The organism is Pedobacter sp. KBW01, from assembly GCF_003852395.1.
GTDB lineage: Bacteria > Bacteroidota > Bacteroidia > Sphingobacteriales > Sphingobacteriaceae > Pedobacter.
On sequence record NZ_QAJQ01000018.1, the window covers coordinates 21095 to 47277 of the forward strand.

Genomic DNA, 26183 nt, shown 5'->3' on the forward strand with positions numbered 1-26183 from the left:
TTAAGATCTATAAGGTTTTCAAGGCATATTTAATTAGTTGTTCAACCGAAAGTGTTCCCTCATTCACTTTTAATATCTGATCTATAGTTTTTTCGGCAGTTTGTTTGGCAAATCCGAGCATTACCAATGCTGATAACGCTTCATCTTTAACAGTATTGTGTAAAGGCATAGAAATTAATGAATCTGCGCCTTCTTTTTTCAGTTTATCCTGTAATTCAAGAACCAGGCGTTGTGCTGTTTTTGCACCCAGGCCCTTAATGCGTTGAATAAGTGGCAAATCGGCCTTAATTATTGCCGTTTGAATTTCCACAGGGGTAATGGACGATAAAATCATCCGTCCGGTATTGGGCCCGATTCCTGATACCGAAATCAGGTGTAAAAATAAACGGCGTTCGCCTTCATCGGCGAAGCCGTATAATGTGTGTGCATCTTCTTTTACATGCAGCCAGGTATAAATTTTACACCTTTCTGCATCGCCCAAAGCACTGTAAGTATTTAATGAAATATTTATATGATAGCCTATACCTCCGGCTTCTACCACAACATAAGCTGGGTTTTTAAACGTCAATTTACCGTCGATATAGGCGTACATGTAATTCTACTTCTTGGTTGATTTGGTAAATATACCTTTTCGTTTCGAAGTTCCAGCAATTTCTTCTTTGGCTTGAACATCTACTACTGCAATAGTAACCATATTTACGATCTCACGCACTGAACTTCCTAACTGAACAATATGAACAGGCTTGTTTAATCCCAATAAAATTGGCCCAACTGCCTCTGCTCCACCCAGCTCTTGTAACAATTTGTATGCAATGTTACCTGACTCTAAATTCGGGAACACCAAAGTATTTGCAGGAGCATCGGCCAAGGTACTGAAAGGGAAGTTATCTTTCAATAATTCGTTGTTAATGGCGAAGTTTCCTTGCATCTCTCCATCAACCACTACATCGGGATGATTTTTATGCAAAAGATTTACGGTTTCTCTTACTTTGTTTGGCGTTACACCATCGTTTGAGCCAAAGTTTGAATAAGATAATAAAGCAATACGTGGCTTAATGTTAAACTGCTTAACCGATTTATCCAGTAATAAGGTAATATCTACCAGTTCTTCTGCAGTCGGGTCAACATTTACAGTTGTATCGCCAAAGAAAACCGGACCTTTTTTGGTCATCATCATATACATACCAGCCACACGTTTTACGCTTGGATCAACACCAATTACGTGTAATGCAGGCTTAATAGTCGATCCGTAATTTTTGGTTAAACCAGAAATCATGGCATCAGCTTCGCCAAACTCAACCATCGATGCACCGTAATAGTTACGGTCTCTCAATAATTTAGTCGCATCGGTTAATGAAATACCCTTACGCTGACGTTTTTTATAAAGCGCCTCGGCATATTGTTTAGTTTTATCAGGGTTCTGCATCTGATCGATGATTTCTACACCTTCAAGTTCTAAACCATGCTCATCAATAATGGCTTGTATTTTATCTTTATTTCCTAAAAGGATCGGAATCGCAATATTTTCGTCGTTAACGATCTGCGCTGCTTTTAAGATTTTATAGTTGTCTGCTTCAGCAAAAACCACACGCTTCGGATCCGTTTTGGCTTTAGTGGTAATGGCACGCATAATGGCATCATCCAAACCTAAACGTTTTCTCAGTTCTTCGGTATAAGCATCCCAATCGGTAATGATTTTACGGGCAACACCACTTTCAATAGCAGCTTTGGCTACAGCAGTAGAAACTTCGGTAATTAACCTGAAATCTACTGGTTTAGGAATGATATAGTCTTTACCAAATTTAAGGTTGCGGGCATTATAGGCCAGGTTTACCGATTCCGGAACCGATTTTTTAGCCAGCTCGGCAATCGCTTTAACCGCAGCAATTTTCATGGGCTCGTTAATGCTGGTTGCACGTACATCAAGCGCACCACGGAAAATATAAGGGAAACCTAAAACGTTGTTAACCTGGTTAGGATAATCAGAACGACCGGTTGCCATAATGATATCTTTACGGGTTTTGATCGCCAGCTCGTAAGCGATCTCAGGATTAGGGTTCGACATGGCAAAAACAATCGGGTTTTTCGCCATCGAGTTCAACATATCTACGCTAACACAATCAGCAGAAGAAAGACCGATGAAAACATCCGAATCTTTCATGGCTTCTTCTAAAGTGTTGATCTTTCTGTCGGTAGCAAATTCTGCTTTAATCGCATCAAGCGACTCGCGGTCTTTGCGGATTACACCAGAACGGTCGCACATTACGATATTCTCTTTTTTAGCACCTAAAGAAACATATAATTTGGTACAAGAAATTGCAGCGGCACCAGCACCATTAACTACAATTTTAATCTTATCCATTTTTTTCTTGATGATTTCGCAGGCATTTAATAAGGCTGCAGCAGAAATAATTGCGGTACCGTGTTGGTCATCGTGCATTACCGGAATGTTCATCTCTTCCTTTAAACGGCGTTCGATTTCGAAACATTCTGGAGCTTTAATATCCTCAAGGTTTACACCTCCAAAGGTTGGCTCTAAAGCTTTAACGATTTTTACAAAATCATCTACGTTTTTGGTATCCAGCTCTAAATCGAATACGTCGATATCGGCAAAGATTTTGAAAAGTAAACCTTTACCTTCCATTACCGGCTTTCCGGCTTCAGGGCCAATATCGCCCAAACCTAATACGGCTGTACCATTACTGATTACCGCAACAAGGTTTCCTTTTGCGGTGTACTTATAAACATCTTCTTTATTTTCTGCTATTTGCAAGCAAGGCTCGGCTACTCCCGGCGAGTACGCGAGGGTTAAATCTCTCTGCGAATTTGTAGGTTTTGTTGGAATTACCTGTATCTTTCCTGGACGGCCTTGTGCGTGATAATCAAGCGCATCTTGCTTTCTAGTGGTTTTACTCATTACGTAACTTATTAGTGACGGCGCAAAGGTACAATTCTTTTTATGAGGCATAAAATAAAAAGCCCTCCAAAAAAGTTTAATCTGGGTTTAGTAAAAAATTGAGTTAACATAACAAGAAGAACTCATTATTTCAACCTTGCAAATGTGATAGCAAAATCTACCTCCCTCTTTTACGTGGTTGGAAATTCATCTCAAAATTATTAGTGAGGTTTATTTTTTGATCAATCTCTGATTGCATACGTGCTATGCTCAATTCTGCAAAATAGTTTGTCAAGATACTAGTATCTCTATGCTTTTCTGAAAGTTTGAGTGCATTAATATAAGCTGGTTTATCTGCCACTGTTACAATCACATGGGGCTGTGACAATCTGGCTAAAATATAATTGGATATTAACCTACCCACTCGACCATTGCCGTCTGGGAACGGGTGGAGATAGATAAAAAACTTGTGGAAACGCGCACTGATTTCCAATGGGTGCAAACTTGATTTGATGATTGCGTCTTCCGTTGACTGCATCAATTGAGGCATTCTTTTAATACTAGTCTCGAAATCCCCAAAAACTGTATCTCCAGCTGCCATTTGAGTCTTCGTGTATTCCCCTGGCTCATACCCTTTTGCAAATTTAATCGTATTTCTGGTAAGCAATTCCTGTGTTTGTTTGACAAAGGGTTCTGATAAAGGCTTGTCTAGGTTGTCAAAAACAAATTCGTATGCATTAAAGTGGTCTAAGATTTCGAAAGCTTCAAAAAGCGAATGGTTTTGAAGTTTAAGGCTCATCCCCTTCTCTCTTAATTCCCTTGTCTCATCTACCGTAAAAGAATTGCCCTCAACTGCACAGCTGTGTGCAGAGAAAAGGATCTCGTTGTACTCCCGAAAGTCATCAACATCAAAACTATCTGAAATAATTTTTTTATATTCGGTTACCGTCTTGTCGTAAGTTCGGAGAAGTTGATCCATTCTGTAAAATTACAAAAGAGATTTAACAAATGTCATTCGATTAATGGACAGTACCAATTTAGTTAGGAATTCAACTGACTGAATCCGAATAAAAATAGTGAAATCCCTTTTGAAGTTCGCTTAACCCTTACTGATTTTCAGGATCATACCAGCCTGTAAGCCTGCTTTGCTCAGCTTATTATCCCGTCTAATACTCTGAACAGTAGCGCCATCAAATTTCTCGGCTATTTCTGATAAGGTATCTCCGGTTTTTACTTTATAGCTTAAAAACGATGCTGGTGCCTTCAGCACTACACGGTTTTTAGCATAAATTTTAAGTCTTTGTCCGGGTACAATAGTTTTACTTTTTAAGCCGTTCCAAACCCGCAAATCCTGCACTTCAACGCCATACTTATCAGCAACGGCGGTTAAATTCTGTCCGCTGGTAACTTTATGGTAAACTACAGCAGATGCAGTAGCGCTTTTGGCTTTTTTCTTTCTTAAATCACGTACATCATCGGTGCTCGCCTCTATTACGCGCATGTTTACATCAACATCTACATTGTTGAGCACTTCGTAAACACCAGCAAAATCAATATCTTTTAATTTAGGCATCACAATGCGCTTGGGCTCATCGTCAGTACCGTTAACAATCTTCTTCTTATACGACGGGTTTAAGGCAAATATGGCCGATTCTTCTACATTTAAGGCCTTCGCCAGTGTAGAAAGCGATACAAACCTAGTAGTTTGAACGGTATCGGTTTTTAAGAACATGTTGCAGGCCTGACTGGTAATCTGATGTTTGTTCGAATAATTCATTACGTAAACCGCGGCAATAAATGCGGGCACATAATTCCTGGTTTCTTTGGGTAAAAACTGTCTGATTACCCAAAAATCGCGAGATCCGGCTTTATCAATTGCACGGGTTACATTCCCCTTGCCACAGTTGTAGGCTGCAATGGCCAAAAGCCAGTCGCCAAGCTCTTCAAAAGCATCTCTAAAATAAGCCGCAGCAGCATAACTGGCCTGAATGGGATCTTTGCGTTCATCAACAAAGTTATCCATCTTCAAACCGTAAGCTTTTCCGGTACCAAACATAAACTGCCAGATACCCGTTGCCCCAACGCGCGAAATGGCGTGTGGGTTCATTTGGGATTCTACGATAGTGAGGTATTTTATCTCTTGCGGAATGTTGTAATCTTTTAAAGCCTTATCAAAAATAGGGAAGTAATAACTCGATAAGCCGATCATTTTGCCGAACATATCTTTACGCTTGGCATAAATATCGATGTACTGCTGTACGTACTCGTTGTAAGGAAGCGGAACGGTTTTGGTAATCGAATCGAGCCTGAGTTTATAGATGAAATTCTGGCTCATCATTAACGGATTCTCGGTAACCAGCGGAACGGCTACGGTATCAGTATTGATGAAAATGTTGTTTTGCGCTTTACGAAGGCTATCTAAATGGAGAAGTTGTTGTGCCGAAACGGAAGAAATCAATCCGAAGCAAACACAAATTGAAGCAAGAAGTAATTTTTTAATCATGGGCTATTGGTTTAAACTTCCATTGGCCGTGGTTTGTGTCGCCACAAACCTTATACAAATCCCTTCTCTTTTTCGGCTTTACCAATCCAGAACAGCAATTTGATAATTTCTAAACACTGTTTAGAAAACAACTCATGAAATGCCATTGCCATACTTAACGATAATGCTTTTTTGCATTAAGATTGCCTCGTACCTCGCAATGACGATAATACTATGATAAAAATGCCTGAGAAAAAGCCAGAAGCTTATCTTCCTCAAAATGTTTGGCTGTAAATTGTATACTTAACGGCAAATTTGCTTCGTTATTGCCCAAAGGCAGTGCAATAGCCGGGTTACCACTTAAAGATGGTAGTACCGTAAAAATATCGGCCATGTACATTACCAGCGCATCCTGTACATTATCGCCTATTTTAAAGGCTGCTGTGGGTGCTACCGGCGATAAAACAAAATCATATTCTTCGAAAAGCTGATCCATTTTTTCGCGGATTAAACGGCGAACTTGCTGGGCTTTTTGATAATAAGCATCGTAATATCCGGCACTTAAAACAAAAGTTCCTAAAAGGATACGGCGTTTTACCTCTTCGCCAAAGCCCTCTGCACGCGATAATTTGTATAATTCGTTTAACGATTTCGCTTCCATATTACGGTGACCATAATGCACACCATCGTAGCGCGAAAGATTAGATGAAGCTTCGGCTGTGGTTAAAATATAATAAGCCGGAACGAGGTAGTCTAACAGATCAAAAGATACATACTCAACGGTATGGCCTTGTGCCTGTAAATCTGCTATAGATTTTAAAATGGCAGTTTTAATTTCAGGATCAAGCGCTTCGCTCTCAATCGTTTCTTTTAAAACCGCTATTTTTTGTTTTTTAGTTTCGTTTAAATGTGCCGGGTAATCCGGAACGGTTAAAGCCGAAGCAGTAGAGTCATGATCATCAGAACCCGCCAAAACCTGAAGCAATATTGCTGCATCTTCTATCGATGAAGTAATTGGACCAACCTGATCAAAAGAAGAGGCATAGGCAATTACACCATAACGGGAAATACGTCCATAGGTTGGTTTAAGGCCGATCTGACCGCAAAAAGCAGCTGGTTGCCTTACCGAACCACCTGTATCGGTACCTAAAGCAGATAAACACATATCGGCCTGAACCGCTACCGCCGAACCGCCAGACGAACCGCCCGGAACAAGCTCTGCATTTGCCGCGTTTCTTACTGCACCATAGAAAGAAGTTTCATTTGAGCCACCCATGGCAAATTCGTCGCAGTTTAAGCGGCCAATAATAACGGCATCTTCCTGCAATAAACGCTCAACAACAGTGGATGAATAGGGAGAGATAAAACCTTCGAGCATTTTCGATGATGCAGTTACCTCATGGTCTTTGTAGCAGATATTATCTTTAATACCAATAACCATCCCTGCAAGCTTACCTGCTGTACCTGCTTCTATTTTCTGCTGTACCGCTTTTGCCTGAACTTCGGCCGTATAAAAAAACACCTCATTAAATGCATTGAGGTGTTCATTATCTTTAATCTGCTTAAAATAATAAGCTAATAAATCGGGTAAAGTTAACTGCTTTTGCGAAATGAGCGATTGAATCTCTTTAAGAGAACTGTATTTCTTCAAAACAAAAAATTATTGCAATTAAACAGTCTTATCGCGGTTAGATGGATCTACCTGATCGCCATCAACGCCATCTTTACCATCTTTAAATTCTTTAACACCTTTACCTAAACCTCTCATTAGTTCAGGAATTTTTTTACCACCAAATAATAACAATACCACTACCGCAATAATGATAATTTCTGGTGTTCCAAGCATTGCTGCTATTGTTGTATTTAACATAATTTTTTCTGATTAAACTTTTTGATTGTCACTTACTTTTTTTTCGTCAACAGGTGTGCTTTCAGGTGTATGCGCTGCTTGTGCTTCTACCTTTTCATCAACCGGTGCTTCTTCAGTTGGGTGATGACGTTGACTATGGTTTACTGTTGCTTCTTCCGCTTCTTCTTTATCCAAATCCATGGCATTAATATTTCTATGGATTTCGCGCTTCACACCATCCGAGGCATCTTTGAATTCTCTGATCCCTTTCCCTAATCCTCTTGCCAGTTCGGGTAATTTTTTACCTCCAAACAACAAAAGAACCACTACTAAAATGAGTACGATCTCCGACCCCCCCATATTTAAAAACTCTAATAACGTGCCTTGATACATCACTAATATAATTTATACAAATATAGACATTTTAACTTGTCTTAAGTTTATTTACTAATCCAGGCCTCCGGGTTTAATTTTGTCTGGCCTCTCATAATTTCAAAATGGAGTTCTGCAATATCTCCTGTATTTGCCAACACACCAATGGTTTGGCGTGTGCTTACTTTATCGCCTTTGCTAACACTCGCCGATCTCAGGTTTTGATAAATGGTAAAATAGTTACCGTGCATTAATATCACCACATATTTACCATAAATAAGGCTTACTCCTAACACTTCGCCATCAAACACCGCTCTTACTGCAGCACCTTCTGAAGCCGTAATATTTACCCCTTCGTTGTTCATCGACGCCTGATCTACTTTATGTACCCCGAAGTGCTCGGTAATGGTACCCGAAACCGGATAAGGCAATCTTCCTCTATTATTTTCAAATCCTGCAGCCAGTTTTGCCGATCCGGCATCGTTGGTAAGCAGTTCGTTGGTATTTTTCTCTTTTGCTGCCGCCGGAGCTGCTGGTACAGGTTTGTTTTCTGCCCTTGCTTTAGCCGCCGCCGCTTTCGCCTCTGCCGCTGCTTTCGCTGCTGCTATACGTGCTTCTTCTGCTGCTTTTCTTCTTGCCTCTTCAATAGCACGTTGAATCACTACACGAATGGCTTTATCAATCTGCGCCTGTTGTTTTACACGGGTATTAATGTCTTGCTTAAACTGCTTTTCCTGCTTGCTCAGTTTATTTAGCACTACCGATTGTTCGCTCTTATCTTTACCTAAGCGCTCACGCTCTCTTTCCTGCTCTTTTAACAGGTCACTTTTTTCCCTAAGCGTTTTATCCAAAACCTTAATTTTACCATTCAGGTCTTGCTGCGTATTTTCAATGTAGCCTGCCTGTTTTTTACGGTACTGGCTAAACTGCTGTAAATATTTTATCCGTTTATAAGCCTGGTTAAAATCTTTGGCAGCAAAAATAAACATCATTTTGTCGTAAGCATTTCTGTTACGCTGGGCAAAACGGATCATTCCAGCATACTCCTTTTTAAGATCGCCTAACTGACCTTGTAATGTATGTACGGTATTGGTGTTCTGAGAGATTTGGTTATCCAGATTTTTTATTTCAGAATTGATGGTACCAATCTTATCCTGGCGCAACCGAATCTGGGCATTAATGGTATTAATCTGCTGTATGGTAAGCTTTTTACCACTGGCAGCCTTATTTAAATTTTTCTGAAGTTGTTCAATTTCGCGCTGAATCGCTTCTTTTTTCCTTCTAAGTTGGCTTTCAGTTTGCGCTACTGCCGAAAGGGTGAACGCGCTTAAAAAAAGGATAAATAGATATTTGTGTAGCTTCATTAAGCCAAAAGTATAAAAATTTTGTAGTAAAAAATATTAAAATTGAGATACACAGGCCATAATCACTTATAACAGAACCGTCTTCACTTAATCTTCATGCTCCAGATAAGTTTGAACGCCACACCTGGTTAATTTGTTTGGTAATTACTTTACTACAGTAAATCTCTTTGGTACACTAAACGGAAAATCGACCGGAACATTGCCATCAATTTTAACAAACTGCATGTCAATGTTTATTCGCTTTGCTTTAGATAAAGTTTTGATTTGCAAAGCACTTGGAAATAAATATTCATTTAATTTCTGATAATCGGTATAAGTTACTTTTAAGGCCTGTCCGTTTTGCGAATCATTTAAATTGGTTTCCGCCACTTTAAAAAGCGTATTGAAAAGCAATTTATAATCGAGCGTTTGTTTGCTGCCCGAAACCACCCAAACACCATTTTCGTTTTTAACATCCGATTGATCGGTCAAAAATTCTCCCATGGCATTCCCGGTTAAAATAGACTGTAAAGTATTAAAATTAACCTGCTTATTGGTAAAATTATAAATATAGCTGAAAGGCTTTTTCAGGTATTCGCTTTTCATGCGGTTCATAATTTTGATACTATCAGGTGTAATTAAAGCCCTGGCCACTTCGGCCATACCACCCAGAGCAGTAATGCTTACCCAAATCGTTTCCTTGTCTTTCATTTTGAAATTCATGGTTACATCATTGGCATCACCGGCAATATCGAGCGTAGCTTTCGCTTTGAGAGAAAGGGTATTAAATTTAAGTTGTTTACCGTTTAATAAGGTTAAGGCCTCGGCTTTAGAATTATCGGTTTTGGTTTCTGTTTTGGCCTGTGGAGCCACTACAATTTCTTTTTTAGGCTTACATGCCGAAACAAAAACTACTATACCTAATAGGAACAGGCTATTTAAAATATTTCTTCTCATTTATTTTTTTATTTAATACATCTGAACTGTTTCCAGCCTCTTTTGCTTTTTGCCATTGAATTAATGCAGCATCTTTTTCACCCTTCATGTACAGGATATCGCCATATCGCTCCAAATAAACACCATTTTTACTACTATTGTTTTGCAGAGCCTTTTCAATCCAGGTTTTGGCCAGATCGTATTTTTGCTGTTTAAACAGGATAAAAGCATAGGTATCGGTAATCGACGAATTATCAGGCATGGCATTGGCCGCAGTTTCGGCATATTTAGCCGCTTTATTTAAATCGTCATTCCTCAAAGCCAGATAGTAGGCATAATTATTCATGATGAGGTAATTATCGGGCTCAGTTGAAATAGCCTTTTCGAAAGCTGTTTTGGCCAGGGCAAAGTTATTCTGGTTAATATAAATATCGCCTTGCAGCGCATAAACCTGTGCCTGCAAACTTTTATTCTCTACATCCAGTTGCAGCGAGGTTTTGAGGTTGCTTAAAGCCGCATCATGCTTACCGGTTTTAAATAGGGCATAGGCCATATAGTAGTACAGACTGGCCTGGTTTGGATAAATGGTCAGCGCTTCATCTCCAACTTTTACAGCCTCATCATAATGCCCAAGCAAGGTATGAATATTAATAACCTGTTCCCAAACCACATAAACCTGTTCGTTTAGTTTTAAAGCGGCCTGATATTGTGTTAAAGCTTCTTTTAAATTGTTTTGCTGATAAAGTACATCGCCATAAAGTGCCAGCGCTTTGGCATCAGCAGGATTTTTTTCAGCAACCAATTTACTCAGCTCGGTTACATTTTTGGCAACAACAGGCTGACCGAGTTTTGGAAAAAGAGCAGCAATAATTTTTATTTTCTCATTTATTGGCATGTCGGCACTTTCGAAAGCCATTTTTAAGGAAGCAAAGGCTGCTTCATCATTTTTCTGTTTGCGATAAATATCGGCCAAGCCTAAGTTTACCTCAAAATTATGAGGTTCTAGTTGATGTGCTTTTCCCAGTACTTTTAATGCTTCGGGATCGTTGCCTTTTTGCAACAGCAAACCCGCGGCGTATAAATAGTTTTTTACATCGGCCTGGTTGCCCTCTAGTAATTTAACAATGTCGCTTTCTGAGGTACTCCCATTCTGATCCATTCTTCTTTTGGCTACAAGCAACTCTTTCGACTCGCCAAATTTGGCTTCAATTTCATTATAGGTTTTCTTCGCGGCATCGAGCTGATTGGCTAAAAACTGTGCATTGGCCTTATCAAAATAGTAGGCATCGTTTTGCGGATCAAGCCGGATTAACTGATTAAACACCTCAACCAGTTCGGGCATTTTATTGTTCCGTTTGTACACCTCGCCCAATAAACGCCAGTACCAGAGGTTATCCTGATTAATTTTTAAAGCCTGCTTTATATTTTGCTCTGCTTCAGTAAGTTTATCTAAGCGTAAATTGGCATTGGCCAGCTCGAAATAGGCCGCATGGTTACCGGGATCTAAACTTACAATCTTGTTGAAATTGGTTGAAGCGACTACATAATTTTCAGACATTTTCTCACGCAAGCCTGCAAAGAACAATTGTTTTACCATATTGCTATCGCGATTGGTAGCTGGCGTAACCGTTCCCTGACTAAAAGCCTGGAAGCTCGTCAAAGTAAGTCCGATAAGAAAATGAATTTTGTACTTCATATCATCCAAAAATTAACTTCAAACTGAAAACTACGAACTTACTTTCCGGTATGACCATAACCGCCTTCGCCCCGATCGGTTTCGCCTAGTGCATCAACCGCCTGCCAACTCACCGTTTCGTGCTTAGCCACTACCATTTGCGCAATCCTGTCGCCATTAACAATTTTAAAATCTGTATCCGATAAATTTACCAATAAAACTTTGATCTCGCCACGGTAATCGGCATCAATTGTACCCGGAGCATTAACAATACTAATGCCATGTTTATAGGCCAGTCCACTTCTTGGCCTGATCTGCGCTTCGTAACCTACGGGTAGTTCGATAAACAAGCCTGTAGGCACCAGTAAGCGCTGCAAAGGTTTAAGTGTAATTTCTTCTGTTATTGCAGCCCTCAAATCCATGCCTGCCGCATGTGCAGTTTCGTATTGAGGAAGTGGGTGTCCGGATTTGTTGATGATTTTTATTTCCATTTTTACTAGATGCGAGATTGGAGATGCTGGATTTTAGCTATAACAAGAACCCGATTACTTTTTCAGAAGCTTTAACAAATTATTTTTTTCAAAATAAAACATGCCTACTAAAAATATAATCAGCAGCCCGTTTCCAAAGTAAATATTTTGTTTAAATACCCAAAAAGAAAGGTAAACTAAAATTATGGAAACAACAAGATAGGCAACCATGCGCTTTAAATTATAAGGAATAGGGTAATGCTTTTGTCCCAACACGTAAGAAATAACCATAATAATCAGGTAAGCAAACATAGATACCCAGGCAGAACCAATGTAGCTAAATTTTGGAATTAGAATGATGTTCATGACGATGGTGAAAACTGCACCTACCATAGAAATATACAAGCCATAACGGGTTTGATCGGATAAGCGGTACCATACAGATAAATTCATATATATACCAAGGCAAACATAACCAAATAACAAAAATGGAACAGCATTTAGCCCTACCCAATACCTTGAGTCAATAAAATGTTTTATAACCTCAATATTGGCTGTTAAACCAACAAATAGTATTGCCAAAGCAAGTACAAAATAATACAATATGTCGGCGTAGGTTTGTTTTGCATTTGCATTTTTGGCGTGGCTAAAGAAAAATGGTTCAGCTCCAAGTCTGAATGCGGTATTGAAAATACTGATGAAAATAGCCAATTTACATACAGCACCATAAATCCCTACATCGTGATTGGCAATATTTTCTGGCAGGTATTTTCCCAATAAAATCTTATCCAGATTTTCATTGATAATGAACGATAAATTAGCGACTAAAACAGGCCAGCTGTAGCCAAGCATATTATTGAACAAACTTTTGTTAAACTTAAACTGAATTTCTAAAAACTGTGGAATAAGCATAAGCAGCGTAACCACACTGGCAATCAAGTTGGCTACAAATACATAGCCTACCCATCGCCCCTTGTACCAAGAAGTAAGCCATTCGCCAAGTATATCGTGTTTGATCAGAAACGGGATAACATAGATAAATACCAGATTCAGACCTACAAAAGTACCTATATTAAGGAATTTGATCAGGCTATATTTGAAGGGTTTTCCATCAGCCCTTAACTTTGCAAAGGGTATTACACTAATCGCATCAACAAATAAGATCCAGGCAAAATAATGTACATAAGATTTCTGATTGGCCAGTTCAGTTAGATTTCCGTCTAAGGTATACCTGGCTAAAAAATCTGAAAAAACCAGAGCTGTTATTAAAAATAGTGTAGAGATGAATGCAATTACCAAAAAACTGTTATTGTAAACTTCCTGCTTCTTATCTTCATGCTTATTGAGGTATCTAAAGAAAGTAGTTTCCATCCCAAATGCCAAGATCGGGTTGATGATTGATACATAGCTGAACATTTTAGTAAAAACCCCATAAACTCCTGGAGGAAAAACGCCTGTATAAACAGGGGTTAAAATAAAATTGAACAATCGCGAAAAAATGGTACTGATCCCATAAATCATGGTTTGCCCAAGAAACTTTTTATATACAGACATATTTTAGTAGCAAGAAAAAATGATGATAGCAAAAAACAAGATGTTTAGCAGCAAGAGATTAGTACATGAAGCAAGAATCGAAGCACACTTACTTGATACTTGATTCTCCATACTTGATACTCAATGCCCCTATTACTTCCTTAAAATTTCAAAATTACGATAGTTTTTCACTTCGGCTTCGTTTACTACAACATTTTCTACGCGTGAACGATCGGGTCCTTCATGGCACCAGTTTACAAATTCTTCGAGAAAAATATCCTCACCTTCTGCTTCAATATATACCGAGCCATCCTTTTCGTTCCGTACAAAACCATTCACCATCATCTGGTTGGCAATAATTTTAGTGGTTTCCCTAAAGCCTACGCCCTGCACTTTACCTGTTACTGTTATATTGAGGTGTTTCATTTATTGTTGTAAAATTGAAATGTTTTAAAGTTGTAAAGTTAGTAAACCAAATGTATCCTTATGTTATAAGTCCAATTCGTTTTGCAATTGTTTAATTCGTGCTATTTCAGTTTTAAACTCCTGCCATATTTCTTCGAGTATAACGCTTGCAGGCCTGATTTCTTTCAGCATGGCCGAAACCTGACCAATTTCAAGTTCACCTTCTTCCATGTCACCTTCAAACATACCCAGTTTTGCTCTCGCCCGGCCTAAAAGTTCCATTAACTCTGTCCGGCTAGCTCCCTCAGCTTCGGCAAAAGCAATGGTATTGGCAAATTCATTTTTTAATAACCGTACCGGAACCAGTTTTTTCAAGGCAAGTTTGGTATCACCCTCAGCTGCTGCAATAATTTTATGCTTAAATGCCGGGTGTGCCGACGATTCTTCGGCCACAGCAAAAGCCGATCCCACCTGAACAGCATCAGCACCTAAAGCAAAGGCTGCCAGCATGGCTTTTCCACTGCCTATACCACCTGCTGCAATTACAGGAATCTGCACCACTGCTTTAATCATCGGAATTAAACACAGGGTGGTGGTTTCTTCACGCCCATTGTGCCCACCAGCTTCAAAACCCTCAGCAACAATGGCATCTACACCCACTTCTTCTGCTTTTAGCGCAAATTTGGTGTTTGCAATAACATGAACAACGGTAATCCCTTTATCTTTCAAAATTTTAGTCCATGTGGCCGGATTGCCCGCCGATGAAAAAACAATTTTCACACCTTCGTCAATTACAATATCAATAATTTCCTGGATGTTGGGATACAGCAACGGAATATTAACACCAAAAGGCTTATCGGTAGCTTTTTTACATTTTTGAATGTGTTCTCTTAAAACCTCAGGATACATGGAGCCTGCTCCAATAATGCCTAAACCACCAGCATTAGAAACTGCAGAAGCCAGTTTCCAACCGCTACACCAAACCATGCCAGCCTGGATAATGGGATATTTAATATTGAAAAGTTTGCAGATTGGGTTCATAAACTAAATTAATCTTGTTACTTGATCACTTTCAATAATAAAACCTTCTGAAAGCTGTACGAGGTTTAACCCTGGTGTTTTACCAATTTCTATCGTACCAAACCGCTCATCCAATCCAAGAAATTCGGCACCATTAATGGTTGCCCATTGTAAAAGTTTTTCAAAATCCACCTGTTTATGTTCCTGAAGGGTTTTCATTTCGGCTAATATATTAAGCTGGTGGTTACTGGCCAGACTATCGGTCCCTAAAGTAATTTTCACACCTTCCTCTACAAGTAGATCAACATCGGGCAACGCATTTTCTATATATAAGTTGGCCAGCGGACAAAGGCACCAGTATAAATTTGAATTGTTTTGTTTGGCAAACTCCACGTCGGCCCGGTTCGAAACTGTATTGTGTACCAGCAAGGTTTTTTGTTTCGCTATATAAGGCAGCCAGCTTTGCAACGATGTTTTTTTAGTGGGTTCGAAAAACGAAATGTCCAATCCCAAAAATTGGTACAAAGCTAAAAACCCGCCTGTTTTATCTTCAAAAAAAGCATTTTCATCAACAGTTTCCTGATTATGTACACTGATTAAACTCCCTTCATTTTGTGCTTCGGTATTAATTAACCTGAACAATTCAGGAGAAACAGAATATGGTGCATGGGGAACCACAGCAGCTGAGAGCGGACTAAATGCCTCTCTAATTCCTTTGGTATAATCCATTATTGCCGCTGCACGTTCGGGATTAAAGCCCATTGCCTCTACAAAAGTATAGTAGTGTATTTTACTGTTTTGCTTTATTGCTTTTGAAACGATTTGGTTAGCAATATCGCCAACGGCAACAATCCCGTTTTCAAACATTTGCTGATCAGCCTTTTGCATAGCCAATTCAATCTGTAAGGTATCGCTCTGCCTGCTTTTAATAATAGATTGAACAAATTCTACCAAACCAGTCTTTTCCGGTATCAACCCCAGCATGTGCGAAAGCTCTAAATGGCAATGCGTATTGATAAAGCCGGGAACAATAGCGCCTTTATGATGAACTACATCCAGATTTTTTGCCGCTGCAGCAGTTAATACCTGTTGTATTTCACCGGCGGCATTTACCGCAATTACACCATTTTTAATTGGCGAACTACTTACAGGAAAAATCCAATCGGCAGAAAAGTATTTAAGCATACCTGCAAATTAAGTGGATTAAACCAAGGCATCAAAATATATTGATGGCTAAATAAAATGATTTTATAATAATAAGGTGGTAAGGGAAGAAAGAAAAAGAGCCTCCTATCGGAATCGAACCAATGACCTACTGATTACAAGTCAGTTGCTCTACCAGCTGAGCTAAGGAGGCTTTTAATCGGGCTGCAATGATAGAAAAAAATTCTCTTTTTAAAAAAATTAAATCAAAAATATTTAAAAGCAAGGTGTCTTAACCAGCACAGCCTATTATTTAACCTCAAAAGTTGACCATACCTGTAGTTATTCTCCCCAATGTGTGGAGGAACTCCACACATAGTAAAACCACACAAAACAATAAAGAACTAATAATCAGAAGATTAACAATCTGTGCCAGTTTTGGCACCATTATGAAACCTTAGCAAGTATTGTTACATAAATTAAATTTTAAAAATCATACTATGAAAAAGTTCGTATTAGCAGCAACAGTATTAGCATTAGCAGGATTCTCAACCGTAAAAGCAAGTGAAGTTAAAGATTTAAAACCTACTGCAATTGTAGCAGTTCAAGATAGCGCAGTGAAAACTCCGGTTAAATTAGAAGAATTACCTGAGCCGGTAGCTAAAGCATTAAAATCTGATGCATATAAAGGATGGACCGCTACTGAGGCATGGTCGGTTAAAGAAGGAACAAAAGAGTATTACTTAATCAATGTTAAAAAAGAAGCAGAAACAGGTTCTGTGAAAATTGACAAAGACGGTAAACCAGTTCAATAATTTAAATTGTATAAGCGCCGTTCAGGCATAATTAATATAAGCGTAGCCTTTGTGCTACGCATCACCTCAAATTAAAAAAAATGAAAAAATTAATTTTATCAGCTGCGTTCTTAGCTTTTGCAGGATTCTCAGCAGTACAGGCAAGTGAAGTAAATACAATGAAAAATGCTGCAATTGTTGCAGTTCAAGATAGCGCAGTAAAAACTCCGGTTAAATTAGAAGAACTACCTGAGCCAGTTAAAACTGCATTAAAATCTGATGCATATAAAGGATGGACCGCTACTGAAGCATGGTCGGTTAAAGAAGGAACAAAGGAGTATTACTTAATCAATGTTAAAAAAGAAGCAGAAACAGGTTCTGTGAAAATTGACAAAGACGGTAAACCCGTACAATAAAACCCAAATATTACATCTACCTAGTATAAGAAAGCCGGATTATGTCCGGCTTTTCTTATTTTTGTTACATGGCGAGAATCCTGATTTTAGAAGACGATACTACTTTTGCTCAATTACTTGAAGGTTTTTTAACAAAAAACGATCACGCGATTACCCTTGTAACCCACGTAAAACAGTCTTTTAAACTGATTGAAAATAACGAATTTGAACTGCTCTTAATCGATTACCGCCTGCCAGATGGAACTGGCTTTGATGTGCTTAACCACCTTCGTGATCAGGGGATATCCATTCCGGTAATTATTATGACCAGCTTTAATGATGTGCGTACCGCTGTAAGATCTATCCAGCTAGGTGCATTCGATTATATTACCAAACCGGTTAATCCAGATGAGCTTTTAATGGTAATTAAGAACTCTTTAGCTAAAAAGGATTTAAAAAGCACGGAACCTGAACAGATAAACAGCGATTTTATAAAAGGCAAAAGTGCCATTGCCGATAAACTATACGGCCACATTAACCTGGTAGCACCTACCGATATGTCGGTAATTATTCAGGGTGAAAGTGGTACCGGAAAAGAATTTGCAGCCCGAACGTTGCATCAGCAGAGTAAACGTGCCGACAAGCCCTTTGTGGCAATAGATTGTGGCGCATTATCGAAAGATTTGGCAGCCAGCGAATTATTCGGGCATATTAAAGGAGCTTTTACCGGTGCTTTAAACGATAAAAAAGGACAGTTCGAAGCGGCAAACGGCGGAACCCTATTTTTAGATGAAGTTGGAAACCTGAGTTACGAAGTGCAGATTAAACTACTGCGGGCTTTACAGGAAAGAGTAATCCAGCCGCTGGGCAGCACCAAACAAATTCCGGTTAATGTTCGCATCGTTACCGCTACCAACGATGATTTGGCCAACAGCATACAGCAGGGAGAGTTTCGCGAAGATTTATACCACCGTTTGAACGAATTTAAAATCCAGCTTCCGCCTTTACGCGAGCGGGGGGGTGATCTTGAATTATTCATCAATCATTTTATACAACTGGCGAACCGTGACCTTGAACGTAACGTTAAAAGCGTATCGGCCGAGGCAAAATCACTTCTACTCCATTACGATTGGCCGGGTAACCTGCGCGAGTTAAGCAATGTAATTAAACGAATGGTTTTGCTAAGTCCGGGCGAGGTGGCGCAGATAGAAGCCCTACCAGATGAAATGATGATTGCTGTTCATCAGCAAACGCAGCCCGGAAGTTCTTCTGATTTAAAGGCTGTTAATGAACAGAACGAAAAAACACTCATTGCCGAAACGCTGATTAAAGTTAAGCACAACAAATCAAAAGCGGCAAAAATGTTAAATATCGATCGCAAAACCTTATATGCGAAAATGGAGCGTTACGGTATTGAGTAATCGTTAATCTGTATAATTCATTTCTTCCATTACAGCAATCAAATCCGCTAGTTTTTTAATCTGTACAGAAACATCGGCTTTAATTTGCCTGGTTAATCCTTTCCCGGCAATTTCAATTTCTAACAACCTAAATGAGTTAGCCAGCGTTTTTGCACCTAATTGCCCTGTTCTACCCGCAAGCCGGTGCACAATTAATCTGCTTTTATCCTGATCGTTTTCTTCAAGGTGCGCTTTTATAGCAGCCAGGTCATCGATAGAATCCTGTTTAAACCTATCCATTATTTTTTCCAGCAACTGCTGATCGCCGAAAGTCATTTTTTCTATAGCCGAAAAATCAAATTCGGGTTGCTCGGTTAAAATTGCAGCTTTATCAAAAATAGATAAGATATCTATCGCTCTGAATGGTTTCATAATCAAGCCGTCAAAACCATCACTTAAAACCATTTCACGCTCCTCGGGCAAAACCTGCGCGGTTATGGCATAAAATTTAACCGAATCAGACAGTTTTTTCCTTAGTAAATGGCAAAGCTCAAAGCCTGTCATTTCAGGCATCCGCATATCAATCAGTACATATTTTAAATCATCTTCAGGCTTCGCGTGCAAAATATCGGCCACCTGGGTAAAACTTCTAAAAGGGATTTTATTCTTCTGAAAGATTGTACCACAAAGCTCCAAAATCAGCCTGTCATCGTCAATTACCCATACTGTGCCCGGATTTACAATGGTATAATTTTCTAAATCGCGTTCATTATAAACGCGCTCAGTAGTATGTTCATATTTGAGGTAAATATTAAACGTAGTACCGATGCCAGGTTTGCTTTTAACATAAATCCGTCCACCCTGTGTTTCAATTAACGATTTTACAATGGGTAAGCCCAAACCTGTACCGGCCTGATTGATGATGTATTTTTCGGGCGATTCAATCTGCTCAAATTCATTGAAAATTTTGGCCTGGTCTTTTTCTTCAAAACCAATTCCGGTATCCTGTATGGTAAAATGAAAATGCAGGTCGTTACCTTGCTTTTTATAAGAAACTGCCAGTTTTATTTCGCCCTTTAAAGTAAATTTAACCGCATTGCCCAAAAGGTTAAATAAAATTTGCTTTAACCTGAAAGCATCACCTTTAACCGATTCGAGGTGATCAAGGCCTAAATCTACAATTAACTGCAGCGATTTCTGTTCGGCCAGCGGACGCATTACCGAAATCACTTCGTCTAAAACATTTTTAATATCGAATACCTGATGATTAAAACGGAACTCGCCAGAAATGATCCTGTTGTAATCCAATACTTCATTTACAATCTGCAACAAATGGATAGATGACTGATAAATGGCATCGATATCTTTTTTCTGGGGTACATCCTGCTGGGTAATTAATTCGGCATAACCCAGTATCGATTGCAGCGGCGTTCTGATCTCGTGACTCATGTTGGAAAGAAAACGCTGTTTGGCTTTACCATGGTACTCGGCCTCATCCTTGGCCTGCTCCAATGCCTTCCTGTATTTATTGCTTCGGGTAATATCGGCAAGAATTAAATAGAGCAGAATAACGGTAAGCAGAAAAAATGCGAGGATGATGATCGTAATTTGTGTAATCCCGTCGTTTACCACTTCCTTGGCCTGAATACCGTTTAAATCAACCTGCGCTACAGCTTGTCCTTCAACCTCGCGCAAAATTTGTAGCATTTGTGCCGTTAATACATTACTGGCATTGGATAAATCAGCTTCCCGTTTTAAAAATTTCTGGCTTTTCTGGCGTTGCTCCTGTTCGATATTTTTTAACGAACCGGTCATACTTTTCATAATGCTATCTTCGGCCTTCGCATTTAAAGTATCGCGTTTAACTTTAAACTCTTCATTAATAATCTTGTAGGCTTCTGATTTTTTCTTTCCAAAGATCTTGGCAAAAATACTACGCGATTTTTTCTCTTCCTCCGGAGCAACGGTAGTGGTAGATGTAGTTGTTTCGGTGGTTAATATGGCGCTGTCTGTTTGCCTTGCACGTGTGGCCACCAGTTCATTCAATTTCTGAACTTCATCAGAGAACGATTTGGTATTTACCAAAGTTTCTCTCACTTTCAGGTAGTTTACAAATTGTTTATCGCGATCAGAGAGCAGGTTCTTGATAGATTTTATACGCACCAGCTGTGCCGAATCGCCCCGATATAAGCTCCTGAGCGTATCTAAACTAGAACGTAATTTGCGTGATTCTTTCAGAAAACTGTAATTGCCCTGCTTATTAAATGCTTCATCGCGCTGCAACTGATCAAGCCTGGCAATTTTATGCGAAAGATCATTCACAATCCTTAAACGATCATTTGGTGCCGAAATTTCCTCAACTGTATCCAGCATACGCGTAAAGGCAAACTTACTGATCCCCCATGCCATCAGCAAGGCAAAACAGGCCAATAAGAAACCTATAATTACTTTACTTTTTACTGCCCGGAAAAAACGCTTTTGAATTACAGCCGCCATATTTCAGATTATATACCCCCACCACCATTATAAACGGCCTAACAGGTAAAATTGATATCTTTTTATTGTTTACAAATAACGTACCACAAGAAATCTGCACAAAAAACTTTAATTTTATACATCGCCTAATAAAAACCAAACATGAACCGTATCGATCGCCTTTTCGGCATATTAACTCTACTCCAATCTAAAAAATACATTACCGCCGAAAAAATTGCAGAACGGTTTGACATGAGTATCCGTACGGTTTACCGCGATATTAAAGCCCTGTGCGAACAGGGTATTCCGGTAAGTTTCGAGCAGCACAAAGGTTACTACTTGGTGCAGGGTTATTTTTTACCTCCTGTTTCTTTTAATATGGAAGAGGCCAATGCCCTCCTACTGGTAGAAAGCCTGGTAAATGGTTTTGCCGATCATTCTATCCGGGCGCATTATTCCACCGCACTTACCAAAGTAAAATCGGTTCTCAAAAGCAACCAGAAAGAAAAGCTGGAAACCATGAACCAGCACATTAAACTGCAGATACCCGAAAGGCTTAATTTTAATTTTGAGTATTTATCGCTCATTCAGCAGGCCATTGCCGAGAAACATATTATTGAACTCGATTATAAAAACAACAAAGAAGAAGTAAGCAAACGGGAAGTAGAACCAATTGGATTAATTTTTTATGCTTTTAGCTGGCATTTAATTGCCTGGTGCCACTACCGCAATGAGTACCGCGATTTTAACCTCACCCGGATTATCTGCATCAAAAATCTGGGTATTTCCTTCAGAAAATCAACACACATGCCTTTAAACGATTACATGCACCTGCTGCCTGTAAATTATTAAAATATTTTTTTTACACTGCCATAGGGTTGTCAGTCGGCCATGTTTTCTTTGTTTAAACAAACATCAAAATCATGAGCATTGCCGATTTATTACTGATGGACTTACACACAGCAGAAAAAACAAAACAAAAAAATATGGACATTATTAAAGCATTATTGAAAGAGTTAGAGGCAGAATTTAATACGACAAAAAAATTTATGGCCCTGGTACCAGTTGATAAATTTGATTGGGCTCCGCACGAGAAAAGTATGAAAATGAAATCATTGGCCGGCCACATTGCCGAATTACCAGGTTGGATTGCGATGGCACTTACAACCGACGGGCTTGATTTTGCTGCAGTACCATACGAGGAGAAGAAAATCGAAACTGCTGCCGATTTAACCAAACTTTTGGAAGAAAGCTATGCCAGCGGCAAAACAGAACTCGAAAAAACAAATGAAGGAGTGCTATCAGAAAAATGGACTTTGAGAAATGGCGAACAAATTTTGGCTGATTATACCAAATACGAAACTATCCGCCATGCCCTTAGCCAAACCGCACACCACCGTGCGCAACTGGGGGTTTATTTAAGGTTATTAAATATTCCTTTACCAGGTAGCTATGGTCCGAGTGCCGATGACCAGAGTTTTTAAGTAAAATTATACCCGTCATTTCATGGGAAACAGATTTGGTGCATTACTGTTCCTCTGAAATGACGGTTGTATTACCTCCCTGCTTTTGTATTGCATTTTCACTTTGCTAATTTTAGCCATGAAGAAAATATTTGCAATTTGCGGTAGTACCAAAACAGCATCTACCAACCTCCTATTTATTGCGGCCATCGCCCAACTGCTGGGCGCTGAATACGAGGTAACCACCCTCAATTCTATTGCAGATCTTCCACATTTTAACCCCGATTCAGATACCATGCACCCGCCTCAACAGGTCGAACAACTCAGAAAAAGTATGAGTCAGGCAGATGGAATTTTAATTTCCACTCCCGAATATGCAATGGGGCTTCCAGGTAGCTTGAAAAATGTAATGGACTGGACTGTAAGCTCCTCCTCCTTTTCTAGAAAACCCGTTTTAGCTATCGTTGCTTCCTCGCAGGGTGAAAAAGCGTACCAATCTTTAATTGATATTTTAACGGTTATTGAGGCAGAAGTATATCCATTGTTAATTCCTTATGCTAAAACTAAAATTAACCAAGAAGCTACTATTTCGGATGCAGAAACCTTAGCGGCACTTAAAAGTACCCTCGATCAATTTGTTGCCAACCTATCGAATGGATAACACAATTTATTTCCGTAAAATTGCAGTATGAACAACAACTCTGCCACCCGTTTAAATAAATTCATCAGCGAAAGTGGACTATGTTCGCGCCGTGAAGCAGACCGTTACATTGAAAAAGGAACGGTTTTCATTAATGGAAAAAGGGCTAAAGTTGGCGATCAGGTTTTTGCCGGCGATAAAGTGATGGTTAACGGGCATAACATCGAACCTAAAGAAGAAAGCAGTTTTGTTTTGCTGGCCTTTAATAAGCCGGTAGGCATTACCAGTACGACCGAAAGTGGAGTACGCGATAATATTGTAGATTATGTAAACTACAGCGAAAGGATTTTTCCCATTGGCCGCTTAGATAAAGATTCGTCGGGTTTAATTTTCCTGACAAACAATGGCGATATCGTGAACAAAATTTTACGGGCAGGGAATAAGCATGAGAAAGAATATATCGTTACAGTTAACAAACCCATTACCGAAGATTTTATTTTCGAAATGAGTAATGGTGTACCCATTTTAGGTGTGAATACCCGCAAATGCAAGGTACGGCAAATCAGTACCTTTGTGTTTAATATTATCTTGATTCAGGGCTTAAACAGACAAATCCGTAGAATGTGCGAGCATTTCGGATATGAAGTTACCAGATTAGAACGCACCCGGATTATGAACATTAACCTAAAGGGCATTCCAACGGGCGAATTCAGGGAGCTTACCGAAGACGAGATGAACAGCATTACCAAAAGCATTGAAAAATCTTCTTCAGAAGCTAAACCAAAATCAAAAAGTACCGCTAAGAAAAAACCAAATGCCTGGGAAGAAATTCCGGAACTTAGGGAGGAGCAACCGAAGAAACAGATCAAGCCAAAAACAGCTGGCAAAAAATATCCAGCTCAGGGAGGGCAAAAAAAAGGCCCTGCTAAAAGCAATTCTGGTAACCGTAATGTTAAATCATCCAGACCGAAATCAACAGATAAATCACATTCACGCAAACGCGGACGCTAATGAATAGCATTATTTACCTCAATACAACCATTTTTCTTTTTCTGGCAGGTGTTCACTTTTACTGGCTGTCTGGTGGTAAATGGGGTATTAATGCTGCCTTACCCACTACAGCGCAACACCAGCTTATTTTTAATCCCGGAAAAATCGGCACACTGGTTGTAGCCCTGGGTTTGCTTGCTTTTGCAGCCATTACCTTTGCGCATAACTTTCATTTCGAAATCGATGTACCACACTACCTCCGCTATGGGATTGCAATTATTTTTTTGATCAGAACCATTGGCGATTTTCGGTATGTGGGTATTTTCCGAAAGATAAAGCACACTGTATTTGCCCGTTACGACCAGAAATATTATGTTCCCTTATGTGCTTATCTCGCGCTATCAGAATTCTTCCTGGCTGCGTATTAATGTAAAATTTATTCATTTGGAATAGGTTAAAACTTCATTTTTTCTGCCTTCCAGCTTTTTTAAGTACCTTTGCAGCAAATGGTAACAGCAAAAAAAACCGATATCCGTGCGTTAGATCTGCCACAATTGCAACAACATCTTACTGCAATGCAACAACCTGCATTCAGGGCTAAACAGATTTATCAATGGCTTTGGGAAAAATCGGCAACGAGTTTCGAACAAATGAGCAATCTTTCTAAAGACTTAAGAAAAGCTTTAGACGAAACTTTTACCATTAATGCTGTGCAGGTTAACAACTCTCAGTTCAGTAACGACCATACCATTAAAAATACCTTTAAACTAGCAGATGGAAATATCGTTGAGGGGGTTCTAATTCCTTTAGAAGACCGCATGACTGCTTGTGTAAGCTCTCAGGTAGGTTGTAGTTTAACCTGCAAGTTTTGTGCAACGGGCTATATGGATCGCAAGCGTAATTTAAATGCGGATGAGATTTATGATCAGGTTGTATTAATAGATAAACAGGCTAAAGAAAACTATAACAATCCTCTTACCAATATTGTGTATATGGGTATGGGAGAGCCGCTGTTAAACTACGCTAACGTATTAAAGTCCATTGAACGCATAACCGCACCAGATGGCTTAAACATGAGTTATAAGCGCATTACTGTCTCTACAGCTGGTATTGCTAAAATGATCAAGAAACTGGGCGATGATGGCGCTAAATTTAATCTAGCCTTATCATTACATGCTGCCAATGATGAGAAGCGTAACGAAATTATGCCGATTAACGAGGCAAACTCGTTAAAAGCGCTGGCCGAAGCTTTAAAATACTATTTTGCAAAAACCAAAAACCCAGTAACTTACGAATACATTGTTTTCAATCATTTCAATGATGAAATTTCTGATGCTATGGATTTGGCCAAGTTCTGCAAGCATATTCCTTGTAAGGTAAATTTGATTGAGTATAACCCAATTTCTTTTGCTGATTTTACTAACGCAGAAGGTGATAAAATAGATGCTTTTTCAAATTATTTGAAGAGCCAGGGTATTAATACCAATATTCGCCGTAGCAGAGGAAAAGATATCGATGCAGCTTGTGGTCAACTCGCTGTTAAAGAAGAAGCTAAAGCTTAGTCTAAGCCTTTCAAATGAATCTATCGATTGTTTCCTGCGATTAATAACAACATAAGCTAATAAATCCATTAGTAAAAGCTCTCCTAATGGCAAAGGTTCAGTCCTACTATTCGTACAATTCTTTTGGAGGCGTAATGCGAGCTTTGGTATGTTCTTGTAGGAGCCAAAAGGGATTTCCTTTACCATCTGGGTTATCTTCCTGCGTTTGTGGCTTAAATCTTTATTTATTGAAGGGGGTAAGGAAATTAAAACGCTTTATAAAGCATATCTTACCATCCAAAAACAACCTTAACTTGCGTAACTCTTTAATCTTTCCACCCAAATGCTATAAACGAAGAAA

25 protein-coding genes and 1 tRNA gene are annotated in these 26183 nt (G+C 39.2%); 9 read left to right on the forward strand and 17 right to left on the reverse strand.

Annotated features, from left to right (window positions below; genetic code table 11):
• Positions 1 to 7: 7 nt before the first annotated feature.
• The 16 genes from ruvA to DBR40_RS17900 form a co-directional block, all read right to left on the reverse strand.
• Positions 8 to 592 carry a Holliday junction branch migration protein RuvA gene (gene ruvA / locus DBR40_RS17825; RefSeq protein WP_124561099.1) on the reverse strand — a complete coding sequence of 195 codons (585 nt, stop codon included), beginning with the start codon at positions 590 to 592 and terminating at the stop codon, positions 8 to 10.
• A gap of 6 nt (positions 593 to 598) precedes the next feature.
• Positions 599 to 2917, reverse strand: a complete 2319-nt coding sequence (locus DBR40_RS17830; protein ID WP_124561100.1) for an NADP-dependent malic enzyme — start codon at positions 2915 to 2917, stop codon at positions 599 to 601.
• Between the two features lie 157 nt (positions 2918 to 3074).
• Positions 3075 to 3875 (reverse strand): Fic family protein, encoded by an 801-nt coding sequence (locus DBR40_RS17835; protein ID WP_124561101.1) that lies wholly within the window; start codon positions 3873 to 3875, stop codon positions 3075 to 3077.
• A gap of 120 nt (positions 3876 to 3995) precedes the next feature.
• Complete coding sequence (locus tag DBR40_RS17840) at positions 3996 to 5399, reverse strand: lytic transglycosylase domain-containing protein (protein WP_124561102.1); 1404 nt, start codon at positions 5397 to 5399, stop codon at positions 3996 to 3998.
• Between the two features lie 211 nt (positions 5400 to 5610).
• Complete coding sequence (gene gatA, locus DBR40_RS17845) at positions 5611 to 7029, reverse strand: Asp-tRNA(Asn)/Glu-tRNA(Gln) amidotransferase subunit GatA (protein ID WP_124561103.1); 1419 nt, start codon at positions 7027 to 7029, stop codon at positions 5611 to 5613.
• 18 nt (positions 7030 to 7047) lie between these two features.
• Complete coding sequence (locus DBR40_RS17850) at positions 7048 to 7248, reverse strand: twin-arginine translocase TatA/TatE family subunit (RefSeq protein WP_029986031.1); 201 nt, start codon at positions 7246 to 7248, stop codon at positions 7048 to 7050.
• A 12-nt stretch (positions 7249 to 7260) separates the two neighbouring features.
• Positions 7261 to 7620, reverse strand: a complete 360-nt coding sequence (locus tag DBR40_RS17855; RefSeq protein ID WP_124561104.1) for a twin-arginine translocase TatA/TatE family subunit — start codon at positions 7618 to 7620, stop codon at positions 7261 to 7263.
• Between the two features lie 47 nt (positions 7621 to 7667).
• Positions 7668 to 8963: a murein hydrolase activator EnvC family protein gene (locus DBR40_RS17860; RefSeq protein ID WP_124561105.1), complete on the reverse strand. Its 1296-nt coding sequence runs from the start codon at positions 8961 to 8963 to the stop codon at positions 7668 to 7670.
• Between the two features lie 144 nt (positions 8964 to 9107).
• Entirely contained in the window at positions 9108 to 9899 is a 792-nt protein-coding gene (locus DBR40_RS17865) for a DUF4292 domain-containing protein (RefSeq protein ID WP_124561106.1), read from the reverse strand.
• A complete protein-coding gene (locus DBR40_RS17870) occupies positions 9877 to 11574 on the reverse strand; it encodes a tetratricopeptide repeat protein (RefSeq protein WP_124561107.1) in 1698 nt (565 codons plus the stop codon). The genes DBR40_RS17865 and DBR40_RS17870 overlap by 23 nt, the downstream gene beginning before the upstream one ends.
• 38 nt (positions 11575 to 11612) lie before the next feature.
• The gene (dut, locus tag DBR40_RS17875; RefSeq protein WP_124561108.1) at positions 11613 to 12044 is read right to left on the reverse strand and encodes a dUTP diphosphatase; all 432 of its coding nucleotides are present in this window, start codon (positions 12042 to 12044) and stop codon (positions 11613 to 11615) included.
• A gap of 54 nt (positions 12045 to 12098) precedes the next feature.
• A complete protein-coding gene (locus DBR40_RS17880; protein ID WP_124561109.1) occupies positions 12099 to 13577 on the reverse strand; it encodes a lipopolysaccharide biosynthesis protein in 1479 nt (492 codons plus the stop codon).
• Positions 13578 to 13709: 132 nt separating this feature from the next.
• On the reverse strand, positions 13710 to 13982 hold the full coding sequence (locus DBR40_RS17885; protein WP_124561110.1) for an acylphosphatase: 273 nt from the start codon (positions 13980 to 13982) through the stop codon (positions 13710 to 13712).
• Between the two features lie 63 nt (positions 13983 to 14045).
• Complete coding sequence (locus DBR40_RS17890; RefSeq protein WP_124561111.1) at positions 14046 to 15002, reverse strand: NAD(P)H-dependent flavin oxidoreductase; 957 nt, start codon at positions 15000 to 15002, stop codon at positions 14046 to 14048.
• A 3-nt stretch (positions 15003 to 15005) separates the two neighbouring features.
• Entirely contained in the window at positions 15006 to 16166 is a 1161-nt protein-coding gene (locus DBR40_RS17895; RefSeq protein ID WP_124561112.1) for an amidohydrolase family protein, read from the reverse strand.
• A 99-nt stretch (positions 16167 to 16265) separates the two neighbouring features.
• Positions 16266 to 16338 (reverse strand) — tRNA-Thr (locus DBR40_RS17900).
• 286 nt (positions 16339 to 16624) lie between these two features.
• Between DBR40_RS17900 and DBR40_RS17905 the strand changes: the two genes are divergently transcribed.
• From DBR40_RS17905 to DBR40_RS17915, 3 genes are all read left to right on the forward strand, one after another.
• On the forward strand, positions 16625 to 16939 hold the full coding sequence (locus DBR40_RS17905; protein ID WP_124561113.1) for a hypothetical protein: 315 nt from the start codon (positions 16625 to 16627) through the stop codon (positions 16937 to 16939).
• A gap of 80 nt (positions 16940 to 17019) precedes the next feature.
• Positions 17020 to 17334, forward strand: a complete 315-nt coding sequence (locus tag DBR40_RS17910; protein ID WP_039481283.1) for a hypothetical protein — start codon at positions 17020 to 17022, stop codon at positions 17332 to 17334.
• A gap of 68 nt (positions 17335 to 17402) precedes the next feature.
• The gene (locus DBR40_RS17915) at positions 17403 to 18734 is read left to right on the forward strand and encodes a sigma-54-dependent transcriptional regulator (RefSeq protein ID WP_124561114.1); all 1332 of its coding nucleotides are present in this window, start codon (positions 17403 to 17405) and stop codon (positions 18732 to 18734) included.
• A 3-nt stretch (positions 18735 to 18737) separates the two neighbouring features.
• Here DBR40_RS17915 and DBR40_RS17920 read toward each other — a convergent pair whose 3' ends face one another.
• Positions 18738 to 21209, reverse strand: a complete 2472-nt coding sequence (locus tag DBR40_RS17920) for a hybrid sensor histidine kinase/response regulator (RefSeq protein ID WP_124561115.1) — start codon at positions 21207 to 21209, stop codon at positions 18738 to 18740.
• A gap of 141 nt (positions 21210 to 21350) precedes the next feature.
• On the opposite strand from DBR40_RS17920, the gene DBR40_RS17925 reads away from it, so the two are divergent.
• The 6 genes from DBR40_RS17925 to rlmN all read left to right on the forward strand — a co-directional run bounded on the left by DBR40_RS17925 (position 21351) and on the right by rlmN (position 25843).
• On the forward strand, positions 21351 to 22040 hold the full coding sequence (locus DBR40_RS17925; protein WP_124561116.1) for a helix-turn-helix transcriptional regulator: 690 nt from the start codon (positions 21351 to 21353) through the stop codon (positions 22038 to 22040).
• Positions 22041 to 22111: 71 nt separating this feature from the next.
• Positions 22112 to 22672 carry a DinB family protein gene (locus DBR40_RS17930; RefSeq protein WP_233603925.1) on the forward strand — a complete coding sequence of 187 codons (561 nt, stop codon included), beginning with the start codon at positions 22112 to 22114 and terminating at the stop codon, positions 22670 to 22672.
• 118 nt (positions 22673 to 22790) lie between these two features.
• Positions 22791 to 23312 (forward strand): NADPH-dependent FMN reductase, encoded by a 522-nt coding sequence (locus DBR40_RS17935; RefSeq protein ID WP_124561117.1) that lies wholly within the window; start codon positions 22791 to 22793, stop codon positions 23310 to 23312.
• A gap of 27 nt (positions 23313 to 23339) precedes the next feature.
• Entirely contained in the window at positions 23340 to 24302 is a 963-nt protein-coding gene (gene rluF, locus DBR40_RS17940; RefSeq protein WP_124561118.1) for a 23S rRNA pseudouridine(2604) synthase RluF, read from the forward strand.
• On the forward strand, positions 24302 to 24709 hold the full coding sequence (locus DBR40_RS17945; RefSeq protein ID WP_124561119.1) for a DUF3995 domain-containing protein: 408 nt from the start codon (positions 24302 to 24304) through the stop codon (positions 24707 to 24709). The genes rluF and DBR40_RS17945 overlap by 1 nt, the downstream gene beginning before the upstream one ends.
• Before the next feature lie 78 nt (positions 24710 to 24787).
• The gene (gene rlmN, locus DBR40_RS17950; RefSeq protein ID WP_124561120.1) at positions 24788 to 25843 is read left to right on the forward strand and encodes a 23S rRNA (adenine(2503)-C(2))-methyltransferase RlmN; all 1056 of its coding nucleotides are present in this window, start codon (positions 24788 to 24790) and stop codon (positions 25841 to 25843) included.
• Positions 25844 to 26183 lie beyond the last annotated feature (340 nt).

Bases quoted from the DNA above. Each gene is read 5' to 3' on its own strand.
- ruvA (WP_124561099.1), bottom strand. From the start codon at position 592: ATGTACGCCTATATCGACGGTAAATTGACGTTTAAAAACCCAGCTTAT.
- DBR40_RS17830 (WP_124561100.1), bottom strand. From the start codon at position 2,917: ATGAGTAAAACCACTAGAAAGCAAGATGCGCTTGATTATCACGCACAA.
- DBR40_RS17835 (WP_124561101.1), bottom strand. From the start codon at position 3,875: ATGGATCAACTTCTCCGAACTTACGACAAGACGGTAACCGAATATAAA.
- DBR40_RS17840 (WP_124561102.1), bottom strand. From the start codon at position 5,399: ATGATTAAAAAATTACTTCTTGCTTCAATTTGTGTTTGCTTCGGATTG.
- DBR40_RS17850 (WP_029986031.1), bottom strand. From the start codon at position 7,248: ATGTTAAATACAACAATAGCAGCAATGCTTGGAACACCAGAAATTATC.
- DBR40_RS17855 (WP_124561104.1), bottom strand. From the start codon at position 7,620: ATGTATCAAGGCACGTTATTAGAGTTTTTAAATATGGGGGGGTCGGAG.
- DBR40_RS17860 (WP_124561105.1), bottom strand. From the start codon at position 8,963: ATGAAGCTACACAAATATCTATTTATCCTTTTTTTAAGCGCGTTCACC.
- DBR40_RS17865 (WP_124561106.1), bottom strand. From the start codon at position 9,899: ATGAGAAGAAATATTTTAAATAGCCTGTTCCTATTAGGTATAGTAGTT.
- DBR40_RS17870 (WP_124561107.1), bottom strand. From the start codon at position 11,574: ATGAAGTACAAAATTCATTTTCTTATCGGACTTACTTTGACGAGCTTC.
- dut (WP_124561108.1), bottom strand. From the start codon at position 12,044: ATGGAAATAAAAATCATCAACAAATCCGGACACCCACTTCCTCAATAC.
- DBR40_RS17880 (WP_124561109.1), bottom strand. From the start codon at position 13,577: ATGTCTGTATATAAAAAGTTTCTTGGGCAAACCATGATTTATGGGATC.
- DBR40_RS17885 (WP_124561110.1), bottom strand. From the start codon at position 13,982: ATGAAACACCTCAATATAACAGTAACAGGTAAAGTGCAGGGCGTAGGC.
- DBR40_RS17890 (WP_124561111.1), bottom strand. From the start codon at position 15,002: ATGAACCCAATCTGCAAACTTTTCAATATTAAATATCCCATTATCCAG.
- DBR40_RS17895 (WP_124561112.1), bottom strand. From the start codon at position 16,166: ATGCTTAAATACTTTTCTGCCGATTGGATTTTTCCTGTAAGTAGTTCG.
- DBR40_RS17905 (WP_124561113.1), top strand. From the start codon at position 16,625: ATGAAAAAGTTCGTATTAGCAGCAACAGTATTAGCATTAGCAGGATTC.
- DBR40_RS17910 (WP_039481283.1), top strand. From the start codon at position 17,020: ATGAAAAAATTAATTTTATCAGCTGCGTTCTTAGCTTTTGCAGGATTC.
- DBR40_RS17915 (WP_124561114.1), top strand. From the start codon at position 17,403: ATGGCGAGAATCCTGATTTTAGAAGACGATACTACTTTTGCTCAATTA.
- DBR40_RS17920 (WP_124561115.1), bottom strand. From the start codon at position 21,209: ATGGCGGCTGTAATTCAAAAGCGTTTTTTCCGGGCAGTAAAAAGTAAA.
- DBR40_RS17925 (WP_124561116.1), top strand. From the start codon at position 21,351: ATGAACCGTATCGATCGCCTTTTCGGCATATTAACTCTACTCCAATCT.
- DBR40_RS17930 (WP_233603925.1), top strand. From the start codon at position 22,112: ATGAGCATTGCCGATTTATTACTGATGGACTTACACACAGCAGAAAAA.
- DBR40_RS17935 (WP_124561117.1), top strand. From the start codon at position 22,791: ATGAAGAAAATATTTGCAATTTGCGGTAGTACCAAAACAGCATCTACC.
- rluF (WP_124561118.1), top strand. From the start codon at position 23,340: ATGAACAACAACTCTGCCACCCGTTTAAATAAATTCATCAGCGAAAGT.
- DBR40_RS17945 (WP_124561119.1), top strand. From the start codon at position 24,302: ATGAATAGCATTATTTACCTCAATACAACCATTTTTCTTTTTCTGGCA.
- rlmN (WP_124561120.1), top strand. From the start codon at position 24,788: ATGGTAACAGCAAAAAAAACCGATATCCGTGCGTTAGATCTGCCACAA.